The organism is Rhodococcus sp. SJ-3 (genome assembly GCF_051918125.1).
Taxonomy (GTDB): Bacteria; Actinomycetota; Actinomycetes; order Mycobacteriales; family Mycobacteriaceae; genus Rhodococcus.
Window position 1 is genome coordinate 4,905,761 of the sequence record NZ_CM123306.1, and the last position, 14,081, is coordinate 4,919,841.

A 14,081-nucleotide genomic window follows, 5' to 3' on the forward strand; every position below is an offset into this window, starting at 1 on the left:
GTTCTGCTGTGTCGAGATCTTCTGAGGAGTTCAGCTGTGAGTACCCCGGACACCACCGCCCCCACCGGGACCGCCCGCGTCAAGCGAGGCATGGCCGAAATGCTCAAGGGCGGTGTGATCATGGATGTGGTGACGCCCGACCAGGCGAAGATCGCAGAGGACGCAGGTGCGGTCGCAGTCATGGCACTCGAACGCGTACCCGCGGACATCCGCGCACAGGGAGGGGTCTCACGGATGAGTGACCCCGACATGATCGACGGCATCATCGAGGCCGTGTCGATTCCCGTCATGGCGAAGGCTCGGATCGGGCACTTCGTCGAAGCACAGGTATTGCAGGCGCTCGGAGTCGACTACATCGACGAATCCGAGGTCCTCACCCCCGCCGACTACGAGAACCACATCGACAAGTTTGCATTCACCGTGCCTTTCGTGTGTGGTGCCACCAACCTCGGGGAAGCCTTGCGCCGTATCAACGAGGGCGCCGCGATGATCCGTTCCAAGGGGGAGGCGGGCACAGGCGATGTCTCCAACGCCACTACCCACATGCGGCAGATCCGTCAGCAACTCCGGCGGCTGAGCTCGCTACCCGAAGACGAGCTCTACGTCGCAGCGAAAGAACTGCAGGCCCCGTACGACCTCGTCGTCGAGGTTGCGAAAGCAGGCAAACTTCCGGTGACGTTGTTCACGGCCGGGGGAATCGCTACGCCTGCGGATGCTGCGATGATGATGCAACTCGGTGCCGAAGGCGTGTTCGTCGGCTCCGGGATCTTCAAATCCGGCAACCCCGAGCAGCGCGCCGCAGCAATCGTCAAGGCCACCACCTTCTACGACGATCCCGACGTGCTTGCGAAGGTGTCTCGCGGGCTGGGCGAAGCCATGGTCGGCATCAACGTCGATGACATTCCGGTGCCGCATCGGCTCGCCGAGCGCGGTTGGTAGCCATCCCTGCCTTCTCTCCGAGGCCCGGCGGATAACCTACTTCCGAGTACAAAACGGAAAGGTCCCGCATGGCGAAGATCGAAGACATCCTCGAGCTCGAACGAATCGAAGAGAACATCTTCCGCGGTATTGCGACGGAGACGTTGCTGCCTCGGACGTTCGGCGGCCAGGTGGCGGGACAGGCGCTGGTATCGGCGGTCCGCACCGTGGTTCCGGAGTTCCAGGTCCATTCCCTGCACGGCTACTTCCTCCGTCCCGGAGATCCCACGAAGGGCATCGTGTACCAGGTCGACCGGATCCGGGACGGGCGCTCGTTCTGTACGCGCCGGGTCACTGCCGTACAGGACGGACGTGCGATCTTCACGATGTCGGCGTCCTTCCACGTCGACGATCGTGGCCTCGAGCATCAGGACGAGATGCCTACGGTGCCGCGACCGGAAGAGCTCCCCGACGCGAAGACCCTCGTCGAGCAGGGTCGTGAGGAGTTTGCGTGGGCGTTGCGTGAGTGGTCGAACTGGGATTTCCGATTCGTGCCACCGGAGCACATGGTCGCGGACCGGGGCGTAGCTGCGCATCAGCGGGTGTGGTTCCGTTCGCGTGCCGCACTTCCGGACGACCCGGTCTTCCACGTGTGCACACTCGCCTACATGAGCGATATGACCTTGCTCGGTTCCGCTCATGTGATTCATCCCGACGTAGAGACCCAGGACGCGTCGCTCGACCACGCCATGTGGTTCCTGCGCCCGTTCCGGGCCGACGACTGGTTGCTCTACGACCAGACGTCCCCGTCGGCGGGGTTCGGCCGTGCGTTGACCCAGGGCCGGATCTACGACAGCGAAGGAAACATGGTCGCCGCGGTCGTGCAGGAAGGGCTTACGCGCTGTCTGCGTGAGTCCTGATCTGCTCGGACCGGGTACGGAGGCGGCCACCGATGACATGGAGAGGAAGGCGGTCCGCCGTGGCAACTTCGCTGCTGCACACCACCCCGACCATCGGAGTGCTCGCACTCCAAGGCGATGTGCGGGAACATCGAGCAGCGCTCGACGCGGCAGGTGCGCGCACCGTCGCGCTACGCCGTGAACGAGAACTCGATGCGGTCGACGGGATCGTGATTCCCGGTGGCGAATCGACGACCATGGGTAGGCTCCTGCGAGTGTTCGACCTGCTCGAACCGCTCCGCGCGCGTCTGAAGGACGGGATGCCTGCGTACGGCTCGTGTGCCGGGATGATTCTGCTCGCCACCGAGGTACTCGACACCCGGCCCGACGCCGAGCATCTCGACGTGCTCGACATCGCCGTGAGACGGAATGCCTTCGGCCGCCAAGTGGATTCGTTCGAGACCGATCTCGACATGGTCGGCATCGACAATGGACCGGTGCGGGCCGTGTTCATTCGCGCACCATGGGTGGAGCGGGTCGGGGCCGGGATCGACATCCTCGCCCGGGTTCCCCACGGCCCGGCCGAGGGGCGGGTCGTGGCGGTGCGGCGGGACGCGGTGTTCGCGACGTCGTTCCATCCCGAGGTGACCGGTGATCTGCGGGTCCATCGGCTCTTCGTCGAGGCTGTGCGCTCGCACGTAGCGGGCCGGTAGGTAGACTCGACTCTCCGAACTGTCGGTTTCACCGACTTCACATCGCCGGAAGGGGCTCGAAGCGAATGAGCGGCCACTCCAAATGGGCCACCACCAAGCACAAGAAGGCGGCCATCGACGCCAAGCGCGGCAAGATGTTCGCGAAACTCATCAAGAACATCGAAGTGGCAGCTCGTACCGGCGGTGGGGACCCCGGCGGGAATCCGACCCTGTTCGACGCCATCCAGAAGGCGAAGAAGAGCTCGGTTCCGAACGACAACATCGAACGCGCGCGTAAGCGCGGTGGGGGCGAGGAAGCCGGCGGCGCCGACTGGCAGACCATCACCTACGAGGGGTACGGCCCCAACGGTGTCGCGTTGCTCATCGAGTGCCTGACCGACAATCGTAATCGCGCTGCGGGCGAGGTCCGTACCGCGATGACTCGTAACGGCGGCAATATGGCCGATCCCGGCTCCGTCGCATACCTGTTCACCCGCAAGGGCGTCGTCACGCTCGAGAAGAACGGCCGGTCCGAGGACGACCTTCTCGAGATCGTCCTCGACGCTGGCGCCGAAGAGATCAACGACCTCGGAGAGTCCTTCGAGATCGTCTCCGAACCGACGGATCTCGTTGCAGTTCGCACCGCGCTCATCGATGCGGGAATCGACTATGACGCAGCCGATCCCGACTTCCGTGCGTCGGTCGAGGTGCCTGTCGATGCGGAGGGTGCGCGGAAGGTCATGAAGCTGATCGACGCGCTCGAAGATTGCGACGATGTGCAGGACGTCTACTCGAACGTCGACATCCCGGACGAAGTCCTCGCCGAACTCGACGCCTGATCGACCGCCGTGGCGCCGGCTCCTGGGCAGGCGCCACGACAGGTCGGATGTGCGATGCGTGTCGTCGAGGCAGCGGCCGGGGTGTTCCGCTAGGCTCTCGAACAACTGTTCGTAGCGCGGGAAAGGGTGTGGCGGTTGCGTGTGATGGGTGTCGACCCCGGCCTGACACGATGCGGATTCGGGATGGTCGACACCGGCCGAGGCCGAGTCGTCGTACCCGTTGCGGTCGACGTGATACGCACGCCCCCGGATCTCGATCTTGCCGAGCGGCTGTTGCAGATCTCCGATGCCGCCGAAGACTGGCTCGACCGTTACAAGCCGGACGTTGTCGCCGTCGAGCGGGTCTTCTCCCAGAACAATGTGCGCACCGCGATGGGAACCGCGCAGGCAGGGGGCGTGGTCGCCCTGTCGGCCGCCCGACGGGGTATCCCGGTCATGTTCCACACTCCCAGCCAGGTCAAATCCGCGGTCACCGGAAACGGCAGCGCCGACAAGAAGCAGATGACCGCGATGGTCACCCGCATTCTCGGGCTCGATACCCCGCCGAAACCGGCCGACGCCGCCGACGCATTGGCCTTGGCCATCTGTCACTGTTGGCGGGCGCCGATGCTGGCGCGGATGGCGGCAGCAGAAGCTGCGGCGGAAGAACAGAAGCGACGGTACGAACAACGGTTACGCGAACAGGTCGCGGCCCGGAAGGCAGGGACACGGTGATCGCCTCGGTACGCGGAGAGGTCCTCGAGATCGGGCTCGACCACGTCGTTGTCGAATGCGGTGGGATCGGGTACCGCGTCAACGCTACGCCGGCCACCCTCGCGACGTTGCGTCGTGGGGAGGAGACACGACTCGTGACGGCGATGATCGTCCGCGAGGATTCGATGACCCTCTACGGATTCGCCGATTCGGAGGCGCGGGATCTCTTCGGACTGCTGCAAACGGTGTCGGGTGTGGGCCCCCGCCTCGCGATGGCGACCCTGGCCGTCCTCGAACCCGCAGCGCTGCGTGCTGCCCTCGCCGACGGGAACACCGCGGCACTGACCCGGGTACCCGGTATCGGCAAGCGCGGCGCCGAGCGCATGATCGTCGAACTACGCGACAAAGTCGCCGCGTACGGCGTCGACGAGAACGCGCCTACCTCGTCGGCGATATCCACGCCGATCAGAGAGCAGGTCGTCGAGGCCCTCGTCGGCCTGGGTTTTCCGCTCAAGCAGGCGGAACAGTCGACCGATACTGCGATGACGGCGAATCCCGCCGCCGACACCTCCACCGCATTGCGTGCCGCACTGTCGGCGTTGGGTAAGTCACGATGACCGACGACGACGCACCCGCTCCTTTCGTCGACGAGTTCGTCGAGGAATCGCCGGTGACAGCCGAATACACCTCGTCCGACGGCGACATCGAAGCGAGCCTCCGTCCGAAGAGTCTCGACGATTTCATCGGTCAACCCCGGGTCCGGGAGCAGCTGCAACTGGTGCTACGCGGTGCCAAGATGCGCGGCGGCACGCCCGACCACATCCTCCTGTCCGGCCCACCCGGGTTGGGGAAGACCTCGATGGCGATGATCATCGCGGGCGAGCTGGGATCCTCGCTCCGGCTGACTTCCGGCCCGGCACTCGAACGTGCAGGCGACCTTGCCGCGATGTTGTCGAACCTGGTCGAAGGCGATGTGCTCTTCATCGATGAGATCCACCGTATCGCCCGGCCCGCCGAGGAGATGCTCTATCTGGCGATGGAGGACTTCCGGGTGGATGTCGTCGTCGGCAAGGGCCCCGGCGCGACATCGATCCCCCTCGAGGTCGCCCCGTTCACGCTGGTCGGCGCGACCACGCGTTCCGGTGCCCTCACCGGCCCGCTGCGCGACCGTTTCGGCTTCACCGCGCACATGGACTTCTACGACCCCCCCGAACTCCAGCGGATCCTGCAGCGCTCGGCCCGCATACTCGGTATCGACCTGCACGAAGATGCCAGCGCGGAGATCGCCGGTCGTTCCCGCGGAACCCCGCGCATCGCGAACCGCCTGCTGCGACGTGTCCGCGACTACGCCGATGTTCGCGCTGACGGCGTCGTCACACGCGAGATCGCGCAGGCCGCTCTCGAGGTGTACGACGTGGATCCGATCGGGCTCGATCGCCTCGACCGCGCCGTGCTCGGTGCGCTCGTGCGCAGCTTCGGAGGCGGGCCGGTGGGTGTGTCGACGCTTGCGGTTGCAGTGGGGGAGGAACCTGCCACGGTCGAGGAGGTCTGCGAACCGTTCCTCGTACGTGCGGGCATGGTGGCACGCACTCCACGGGGACGTGTCGCGACGCAGGCCGCGTGGTTGCAGCTGGGGCTCACACCCCCTCCGGATGCTGCAGCCGGCGGGATCGAGGTACGTGCCCGCGAACCGCACGTCGATTCGTATGCCGAGGAGTGAAGGAGTCTCATCGCCGCACACCGGACGGCAGGACATACCTTCCCGTTCGAGGTAGTGGCACACTGGTCTATTGCGTCGGTCCGTGGAGGCCGACAGAGCGTTGCTGTGGTGGACACCACGGCTACACCGGTTACGAACCCGAGGACTGACTTCAACGATGGAATTGCTCTTCCCGCTCCTGATTCTCGCACTGCTCGTGCCCACGTTCCTGGGTGTGCGGCGCCAGAAGAAGGAGATGCAGAAGGTTACCGCCCTTCAGGACTCCTTGACTGTCGGCGACCGAGTCGTCACCACGGCGGGCCTGCACGCCACCGTGGTGGACCTGCACGACGACACCGTCGGTCTCGAGGTGGCCCCGGGTGTCGTCACAGTGTGGTCGCGCTTGGTCATCCGTGAGCGGATCGAGGAGCCGGCGGTGGCCGATGACCTCGACTCGATCTCGCTCCGCAAGGACGCCGACACCACATCACCCGAGTCGGGTCCGACCGAGCACTGAGGCGTACGCTCAGCCGTCTCGACCCGCCGACGCGTCCCACGTGGTCGACACCGCGGTAGCCGGTGTCGACCCGTCACGCCCTGCGCGGCCGCTTCACCGACCCACTCACTCGTATCGAGGAGACTGACAGACCGTGGCACCTTCCAATGGATCGGTGCATCCCGCGCGCGCACTCGCCCTGTTCGGGGTGATTCTCGTCGCGTTGTATGCACTGGTCTTCTTCACCGGGGACAAGTCGCCGACCCCGAAACTCGGCATCGATCTGCAAGGCGGCACGCGAGTGACGCTGACGGCACGCACCCCCGATGGGAGCAACCCGAGCCAGGAGAGTCTCTCGCAGGCCCAGCAGATCATCGAGACCCGCGTCAACGGTCTCGGCGTGTCGGGTTCCGAGGTCGTCGTCGACGGCGACAACCTGGTGATCACGGTTCCCGGCGACGACAGTGCGCAGGCCAAGACGCTGGGCCAGACCGCCCGTCTGTACATCCGGCCGGTGATCGGTGGCCCGATCGACAGTTCCATGACGGCGGACCAGCTCACCGAGCAAGCACCGGCGGACGGCGTGGATCCGGCAGCGCCGCAGGGCGCCGATCCCGCAGCGCCGCAGGGCGCCGCCACCGCACCGGAAGGCTCTGACCCGGCAGCACCGGTTCAGCCGGAGTCTGCGGAGCAGACACCGAACGATGCTCCGGAACCGCAGGGCCGACCGTTCCCAGCGCAGGATCCCACCGATACCCCGGCCGAAACCGATGCTCCGGCCGAGCCGGGGGACGACGCTGCTCCCGCACCGGAGCAACCTGCCTCGGCACCGCAGGACTCCGAGCCGCTCACCCAGCAGGAGCAGGCCGCAGCCGACATCGCCGCAGCGAAGGCGACCAGGCAGAGCGAAGACCCGATGGTGCAGCAGGAAGCCGCGCTCGCACTCGACTGCTCGGCCACCGATCCGCTGGCAGGCAACGATGATCCGGCGCTCCCGCTCGTGGCATGTTCGACCGACGGCACGGCGATCTACCTGCTCGGACCGAGCATCATCGATGGGCAGCAGATCGACGACGCGACGTCCGGTTTCAACAGCCAGCAGTCGCGTTACGAGGTGAGCCTGACATTCGATGACGAAGGCAGCACCACCTGGGCGCAGTACACCGCCGCGAACATCGGTTCGCAGGCTGCGTTCGTCCTCGATTCGAAGGTCGTGAGTGCACCTGTCATCCAGGGCGCGACACCTGCCGGTAGCGCCACCTCGATCACGGGCCAGTTCACCAACACCCAGGCCACCGAGTTGGCGAATACCCTCAAATACGGCTCGCTCCCGTTGTCATTCGTAGCCTCCGAAGCCCAGACGGTGTCCGCGACGCTGGGCTTCGCCTCTCTCGAAGCGGGCCTGATCGCCGGTGCGGTCGGTCTGGTCCTCGTGCTGATCTTCTGCCTCGTGTACTACCGGGCGCTGGGTCTCCTCACCGCGTTGTCGCTGGTGCTGGCCGGCCTGGCCGTCTACGCCATCATGGTGCTGCTCGGCCGCTACATCGGGTACACCCTCGACCTGGCGGGTATCGCAGGTCTGATCATCGGAATCGGCATGACCGCCGACTCGTTCGTCGTGTTCTTCGAACGAATCAAGGACGAGATCCGGGAGGGCCGCAGCTTCCGGTCGGCGGTACCGCGTGGTTGGGCTCGAGCCCGCCGCACCATCCTCTCGGGTAACGCAGTCAGTTTCATCGCTGCCGCCGTGCTGTATGTCCTGGCAGTCGGCCAGGTCCGGGGCTTCGCATTCACCCTGGGTCTGACCACCATCCTCGACGTCGTGGTCGTCTTCCTTGTGACCTGGCCACTCGTCCATCTCGCGTCCAAGTCGAAGACGTGGTCCAAGCCGAGCATGAACGGTCTCGGCGCGATTCAAGAGGTGGCGCGTGAGCGTCAGCTCGCTGCGGCTTCGGCGAAGGAGGCGTGACGATGACCGACACGACGACGACGGCATCGATCGGCTCGCGGAAGGGAAGGTTCTCCGGTCTGTACACCGGCACAGGAGCCTTCGAGATCATCGGGCAGCGCAAGCGCTACTACATCATCACCGCCGCGATCGTGGCTGTTGCTCTGCTGAGCATGCTCGTGCGCGGTTTCACCTGGGGTATCGATTTCGAGGGTGGTACCCGGATCCAGATGCCCGCGGTGGCAGGCGCGACCGCCTCCGAGGTCGAAACGGTGTTCAGCGACACGATCGGAACCGAGCCGGAATCGGTGCAGACCGTCGGCGCGGGCGCGGGCGCAACCTTCCAGATCCGGTCGGAGACTCTCGACCTGGGTCAGGTCGAGGCGGTGCAGACCGCGCTGTACGACGAATTCCAGCCGTTGGGTGCCGACGGAGAGCCGTCGCGCAACGCCATCAGTGTCGCGGACGTCAGCGAGACCTGGGGCGGACAGATCACGCAGAAGGCGCTGATCGCACTGCTCGTGTTCTTGGTGATCGTGAGCGTCTACATCGGGGTTCGGTACGAGCGGGACATGGCCGTCGCGGCCATCGCAGCGATGTTCTTCGACATCATCGTCACCGCAGGCGTCTACTCTCTGATCGGGTTCGAGGTGACACCCGCAACCGTCATCGGTCTGCTGACGATCCTCGGGTTCTCGCTGTACGACACGGTGGTCGTATTCGACAAGGTCGAGGAGAACACCCGCGGGCTCATGCATCTGCACCGGCGGACCTACGCGGAACAGACCAACCTGGCGGTCAACCAGACTCTGATGCGGTCGATCAACACAACGATCATCTCGGTACTGCCGGTGATCGCCCTGATGGTGATCGCTGTGTGGATGCTCGGTGTGGGAACCCTCAAGGATCTCGCGCTCGTGCAGCTGGTGGGGATCGTGGTCGGTGCGTACTCGTCGGTGTTCTTCGCGAGTCCGCTTCTCGTTACGCTGAAGGAATGGCGTGGCCCGATCGCGAAGCACACCCGCAAGGTCCTCGCGAAGCGGGAAGAGGCAGCAGCGCGTGCGCAGAGCCGTGCCGGTGATCTCGCGCCTGCGGGCGACGAGGCCTCGGCCGCGCCGACCGTGAGCTTCGCAGCGCAGCGCTCGGCGCCTGCACAGCGGACCCCGCAACCAGGTGCCCGCCCGACCGGAAAGCGTGCCAAGAGAAGGTCCTGATATGGCTGCGAGCGAAAGCAACGAGCGACCCCACCACCGACGCAGCCGACTCTTCCGGAGGGTGGTTGCGGTCGGCGCGGCACTCACCGCGGCTGCCGTGACCACCGTGGCCTGCGGCACGGAAGATGAGCCGCTGCCGTCGATCGGATACATGATCGACAACACAGTGACCTCGTACAACGCGAATACGGTGGACGGCGCTGCCTCGGGAGCCCGGCAGGCGCTGGCCAGGGTCCTGCCCGGTTTCGGGTACGTTGGCCCGGCCGGCCGCGTCGTCGCCGACACCGATATCGGTACGGCAACGGCGGTCCCGGGCGATCAGCTCACCGTGCAGTACCGGCTCTCGCCCGGCAGCGTCTACTCCGACGGTGTGCCGATGTCATGCGACGACCTTGTGCTCACCTGGGCTGCCGCCAGTGGGCGTTTCACCGCGCCGGACGAGTCGGGTACCGAGTCCGATCTCTTCGATGCGGCGCTCCGCGGCGGTTACGCCGACATCGAGCGCATCGACTGCGCCCCGGGTTCCAAGGACGCTACCGTGGTGTTCCGCCAGGACCGTGGAGACACCGACTGGAAGTCGCTGTTCGGTGCCACCGAGCTGATGCCTTCGCACGTCGCAGCGCGTGCTTCCGGGGTCACCGATCTGGTGGGTGTCCTGACCGGCGGCGATGTCGAGGCGGTCCGGCCGATCGCCGAATTCTGGAACACCGGGTGGGCATTGACACCGGGAGCCCTGGATCCGGCTCTGCTGCCGTCATCCGGGCCGTATCGGATCGAGTCCTACACCGAAGACGAGGGGCTCGTCCTCGTGGCGAACGACCGGTGGTGGGGTAATCCACCCGGTACCGACCGGATCGTCGTGTGGCCCCGCGGAACCGCCGCGCAGGCAGCGGCCGAGGAAGGACAGGTCCAGGTCGTCGACAGTGCCGACGGAGCGCTCGGGCACATCTCGGCGCTGGGGGAGACGGTGGAGTCGTCCACTTCGGCCTCCCGTAACCTCGAACAACTCGTCCTCGCGACGAATGGAGTCTTCGGGAACCCCGCGGCCCGTCGAGCATTGGCGTCGTGCGTACCACGGCAGCAACTGTTCGACGAACTCGGTGCGGCGACCGACGACGAACGGTCGGGGCTTGTCGGGTCGAGATTGCTCCCGACGGATTCGCCGCTGTACCCACTCGTGCTGGGTCCGTCCGACCGGTTCGGCACGGTGGATCTCGAAGCGGCGCGCGCTGAGCGTGAACGTTCGGGGCAGGAGCGAATCCAGGTACGGGTCGGATACACGGCACCGGACATGCGCCGCGCGCGCACTGTCGAACTGATCGCGCAGTCGTGCCGTGACGCAGGCATCGACATCGTCGACGCGGGGTCCGAGACATTCGTTCCGTCGCAGCTCGGTGCGGGCCAGATCGACGCGGTGCTCGCCGGGACCGCCGGGGCGTCGGGGGCCGGAGGCCGGGCCGACATGGAAGGTGCACGTGGCGCGCTGCATTCACGTGCGGGAAGCAACATCGGCGGCTACGCCAACGGGCGTATCGACGAGATCCTCGACGGTCTCCTCGTGGCAGGCGACAATGCCACGGTGCTGGGGCTCGTGGAGGAAGGCGAGCGGATCCTGTGGGACGAGATGCCCACACTGCCGCTGTTCCTGCAGCCGCGCACCATCGGATTCGCCCCGAACATGCACGCCGCACTCAGCAATCCGACGGCCGCAGGTGCGGGTTGGAATATGGATCGGTGGATACTTACCGGGTGAACGTTCTACGCACCGCCGATCCTGACCTGCTCCGAGAGGCCGCTGCCGCGGTGACGGCTCATACGCGCTGGGTCGATGATTTTCCGAGCCCCGGCGTTCGCTTCGCCGATCTCACACCGGTGTTCGCCCACGGCCCGGCGTACGCGGCAGTCGTCGCGGCGCTGGCCTCGGCCGCACCGGACGCCGAGATCGTTGCCGGGATCGATGCCCGTGGCTTCCTGCTCGGCGGTGGGATGGCGCGCGAGCTCGGTGTGGGCGTGCTCGCTGTGCGCAAAGCAGGCAAACTGCCGCCACCGGTGCAGACGTGTGAGTACACGCTCGAGTACGGTACGGCCGCCATCGAGATTCCCGACGAGTCGCCGTCGTTGCGTGGGCGCAGAGTGCTCGTGGTGGACGATGTCCTCGCCACCGGCGGGACGCTCGGCGCCACTCTGGAACTGCTCGAGCGGGTCGGGGCGGACGTCGTCGGGGTCACCGTGGTGACCGAACTCGAAGCGCTCGGCGGACGTGCGCGCCTGGAAAGCTACCCGCTGACGTCGCTGGTGCGTCTCTGAGGATTACAGTTGGCGGAAAGCCGGTGTTCCGGAGCCAGCGATGGGAGGAACGGGGATGACCCAGAATCTTGACAAGTCCCAGAGCGCTGGTGCGGCACCCGCAGCGACACCTGCGTCGAGTTCGGCCTCGCGGCGTGTGCGGGCTCGCCTCGCGCGCCGGATCACCGGTCAGCGCAGCACCGCTGTCAAGCCGGTGCTCGAACCGCTGGTGACGATCCATCGTGAGCTGTATCCCAAGGCCGACTTGTCGCAGTTGCAGCGTGCCTACGATGTCGCGGAGGAACGGCACGCGAGTCAGCGGCGCAAATCCGGGGATCCGTACATCACCCATCCGCTGGCGGTCGCGACGATCCTCGCCGAACTCGGCATGGATACGACGACGTTGATCGCCGCGTTGCTGCACGACACGGTCGAAGACACCGGGTACAGCCTCGAACAGCTCACCTCGGAGTTCGGGGAGGAAGTTGCGCACCTCGTCGACGGTGTCACGAAGCTCGACAAGGTCGTGCTCGGCAATGCTGCAGAGGCCGAGACCATCAGAAAGATGATCATTGCCATGGCCCGCGATCCGCGGGTTCTGGTGATCAAAGTGGCCGACCGACTGCACAACATGCGCACGATGCGGTTCCTGCCGCCCGAGAAGCAGGCACGTAAGGCCCGCGAAACGCTCGAGGTCATCGCGCCGCTCGCGCACCGACTCGGCATGGCGACCGTCAAGTGGGAACTCGAGGACCTCTCGTTCGCGATCCTGCATCCGAAGAAGTACGAGGAGATCGTGCGACTGGTCGCGAACCGCGCCCCGTCCCGCGACACGTACCTGGCCAAGGTGCGCGACGAGATCGGGTCCTCGCTCGCTGCGTCACGGATCGACGCGACCGTCGAAGGCCGCCCGAAGCACTACTGGTCGATCTACCAGAAGATGATCGTCAAGGGCCGCGACTTCGACGACATCCACGACCTGGTGGGTATGCGGATTCTGTGCAACGAGGTCCGCGATTGCTATGCCGCTGTCGGCGTCGTCCATTCCCTGTGGCAGCCGATGGCGGGGCGGTTCAAGGACTACATCGCGCAGCCGCGGTACGGGGTGTATCAGTCGCTGCACACGACGGTCATCGGTCCCGAGGGTAAGCCGCTCGAAGTGCAGATCCGGACGCGCGACATGCACCGGACCGCCGAGTTCGGGATTGCCGCGCACTGGAGGTACAAGGAGACCAAAGGCAGGCACTCGGGCGATGTCGCCGAGGTCGATGACATGGCGTGGATGCGTCAACTGCTCGACTGGCAGCGTGAAGCTGCCGATCCCGGCGAATTCCTCGAATCTCTGCGGTACGACCTCGCCGTCAAAGAGATCTTCGTGTTCACCCCCAAGGGCGAGGTCATCACATTGCCATCGGGTTCGACCCCCGTGGACTTCGCGTACGCGGTGCATACCGAGGTCGGACATCGATGTATCGGGGCACGAGTCAACGGAAGACTCGTAGCCCTCGAACGCAAGCTCGAGAACGGCGAGGTCGTCGAGGTATTCACCTCGAAGGACCCGAATGCCGGGCCGAGCCGCGACTGGCAGGCGTTCGTTGTCTCTCCTCGCGCGAAGGCGAAGATCCGGCAGTGGTTCGCGAAGGAACGCCGAGAGGAAGCACTCGAAGCGGGCAAGGACGCGATCGCGAAGGAAGTCCGCCGAGTCGGACTGCCGTTGCAGCGGTTGATGAACGCCGATCTGATGGTGGCGGTCGCCAAGGAGCTGCACTACGCCGATGTGTCGGCGCTCTACACCGCTGTCGGTGAGCATCATGTGTCGGCTCATCACGCCGTCCAGCGCCTCGTGGCATTGCTCGGCGGTGTCGGCGGCGTCGAAGAAGAACTCGCCGAGCGGTCCACACCGTCCACGATCCCCACCCGCTCGCGGCAGAGCGGCGACTCCGGCATCCTCGTCCCGGGCGCACCTGGCACCGTATCGAAGCTCGCGAAGTGCTGCACCCCGGTCCCGGGCGACGAGATCATGGGGTTCGTGACGCGCACCGGCTCGGTGAGCGTGCATCGCACAGACTGCACGAATGCGGGTTCTCTGCGTGAGCAATCCGAGCGGATCATCGAGGTCGAGTGGGCGCCGTCGCCGTCATCGGTGTTCCTCGTCGCGATCCAGATCGAGGCACTCGACCGGCACCGGTTGCTCTCCGATGTGACGAAGGCGCTGGCCGACGAGAAGGTCAACATTCTGTCTGCATCCGTCACCACCACTGGCGACCGGGTTGCGGTGAGCCGATTCACCTTCGAAATGGGTGATCCGAAGCATCTCGGGCACGTGCTGAACGTGGTCCGCAACGTCGAGGGTGTATACGACGTCTACCGGGTGACGTCGGCAGCCTAGGACGGATC

The 14,081-nt window shown here is 65.8% G+C and carries 13 protein-coding genes; all 13 read left to right on the forward strand.

Translation table 11 applies throughout. The annotated features are described in order from the left end of the window. Positions 1-36: 36 nt before the first annotated feature. The 13 genes from pdxS to ACTDXD_RS22950 all read left to right on the forward strand — a co-directional run bounded on the left by pdxS (position 37) and on the right by ACTDXD_RS22950 (position 14,073). Positions 37-939: a pyridoxal 5'-phosphate synthase lyase subunit PdxS gene (gene pdxS / locus ACTDXD_RS22890; RefSeq protein WP_169688850.1), complete on the forward strand. Its 903-nt coding sequence runs from the start codon at positions 37-39 to the stop codon at positions 937-939. A gap of 68 nt (positions 940-1,007) precedes the next feature. Next, a complete protein-coding gene (locus ACTDXD_RS22895; protein WP_440124480.1) occupies positions 1,008-1,838 on the forward strand; it encodes an acyl-CoA thioesterase in 831 nt (276 codons plus the stop codon). Between the two features lie 74 nt (positions 1,839-1,912). Next, complete coding sequence (pdxT, locus tag ACTDXD_RS22900; protein ID WP_440127763.1) at positions 1,913-2,530, forward strand: pyridoxal 5'-phosphate synthase glutaminase subunit PdxT; 618 nt, start codon at positions 1,913-1,915, stop codon at positions 2,528-2,530. A 65-nt stretch (positions 2,531-2,595) separates the two neighbouring features. Next, positions 2,596-3,348 carry a YebC/PmpR family DNA-binding transcriptional regulator gene (locus ACTDXD_RS22905; RefSeq protein ID WP_440124481.1) on the forward strand — a complete coding sequence of 251 codons (753 nt, stop codon included), beginning with the start codon at positions 2,596-2,598 and terminating at the stop codon, positions 3,346-3,348. A gap of 135 nt (positions 3,349-3,483) precedes the next feature. Further along, positions 3,484-4,062, forward strand: a complete 579-nt coding sequence (gene ruvC, locus ACTDXD_RS22910) for a crossover junction endodeoxyribonuclease RuvC (RefSeq protein WP_169688934.1) — start codon at positions 3,484-3,486, stop codon at positions 4,060-4,062. Then, entirely contained in the window at positions 4,059-4,658 is a 600-nt protein-coding gene (ruvA, locus tag ACTDXD_RS22915) for a Holliday junction branch migration protein RuvA (RefSeq protein WP_440124482.1), read from the forward strand. The genes ruvC and ruvA overlap by 4 nt, the downstream gene beginning before the upstream one ends. After that, entirely contained in the window at positions 4,655-5,761 is a 1,107-nt protein-coding gene (gene ruvB / locus ACTDXD_RS22920) for a Holliday junction branch migration DNA helicase RuvB (RefSeq protein ID WP_440124483.1), read from the forward strand. The genes ruvA and ruvB overlap by 4 nt, the downstream gene beginning before the upstream one ends. 157 nt (positions 5,762-5,918) lie before the next feature. Then, positions 5,919-6,257, forward strand: coding sequence for a preprotein translocase subunit YajC (gene yajC / locus ACTDXD_RS22925; RefSeq protein WP_440124484.1), 339 nt, complete (start codon positions 5,919-5,921; stop codon positions 6,255-6,257). Positions 6,258-6,390: 133 nt separating this feature from the next. Further along, positions 6,391-8,205: a protein translocase subunit SecD gene (gene secD / locus ACTDXD_RS22930; protein ID WP_440124485.1), complete on the forward strand. Its 1,815-nt coding sequence runs from the start codon at positions 6,391-6,393 to the stop codon at positions 8,203-8,205. Positions 8,206-8,207: 2 nt separating this feature from the next. Next, positions 8,208-9,398 (forward strand): protein translocase subunit SecF, encoded by a 1,191-nt coding sequence (gene secF / locus ACTDXD_RS22935; protein ID WP_440124486.1) that lies wholly within the window; start codon positions 8,208-8,210, stop codon positions 9,396-9,398. A 1-nt stretch (position 9,399) separates the two neighbouring features. Beyond that, positions 9,400-11,151, forward strand: coding sequence for an ABC transporter substrate-binding protein (locus tag ACTDXD_RS22940; protein WP_440124487.1), 1,752 nt, complete (start codon positions 9,400-9,402; stop codon positions 11,149-11,151). After that, positions 11,148-11,705 carry an adenine phosphoribosyltransferase gene (locus ACTDXD_RS22945; protein WP_374229884.1) on the forward strand — a complete coding sequence of 186 codons (558 nt, stop codon included), beginning with the start codon at positions 11,148-11,150 and terminating at the stop codon, positions 11,703-11,705. Before ACTDXD_RS22940 ends, ACTDXD_RS22945 begins: the two co-directional genes overlap by 4 nt. A 55-nt stretch (positions 11,706-11,760) precedes the next feature. Next, positions 11,761-14,073 (forward strand): RelA/SpoT family protein, encoded by a 2,313-nt coding sequence (locus ACTDXD_RS22950; RefSeq protein WP_440124488.1) that lies wholly within the window; start codon positions 11,761-11,763, stop codon positions 14,071-14,073. Positions 14,074-14,081: the final 8 nt, after the last annotated feature.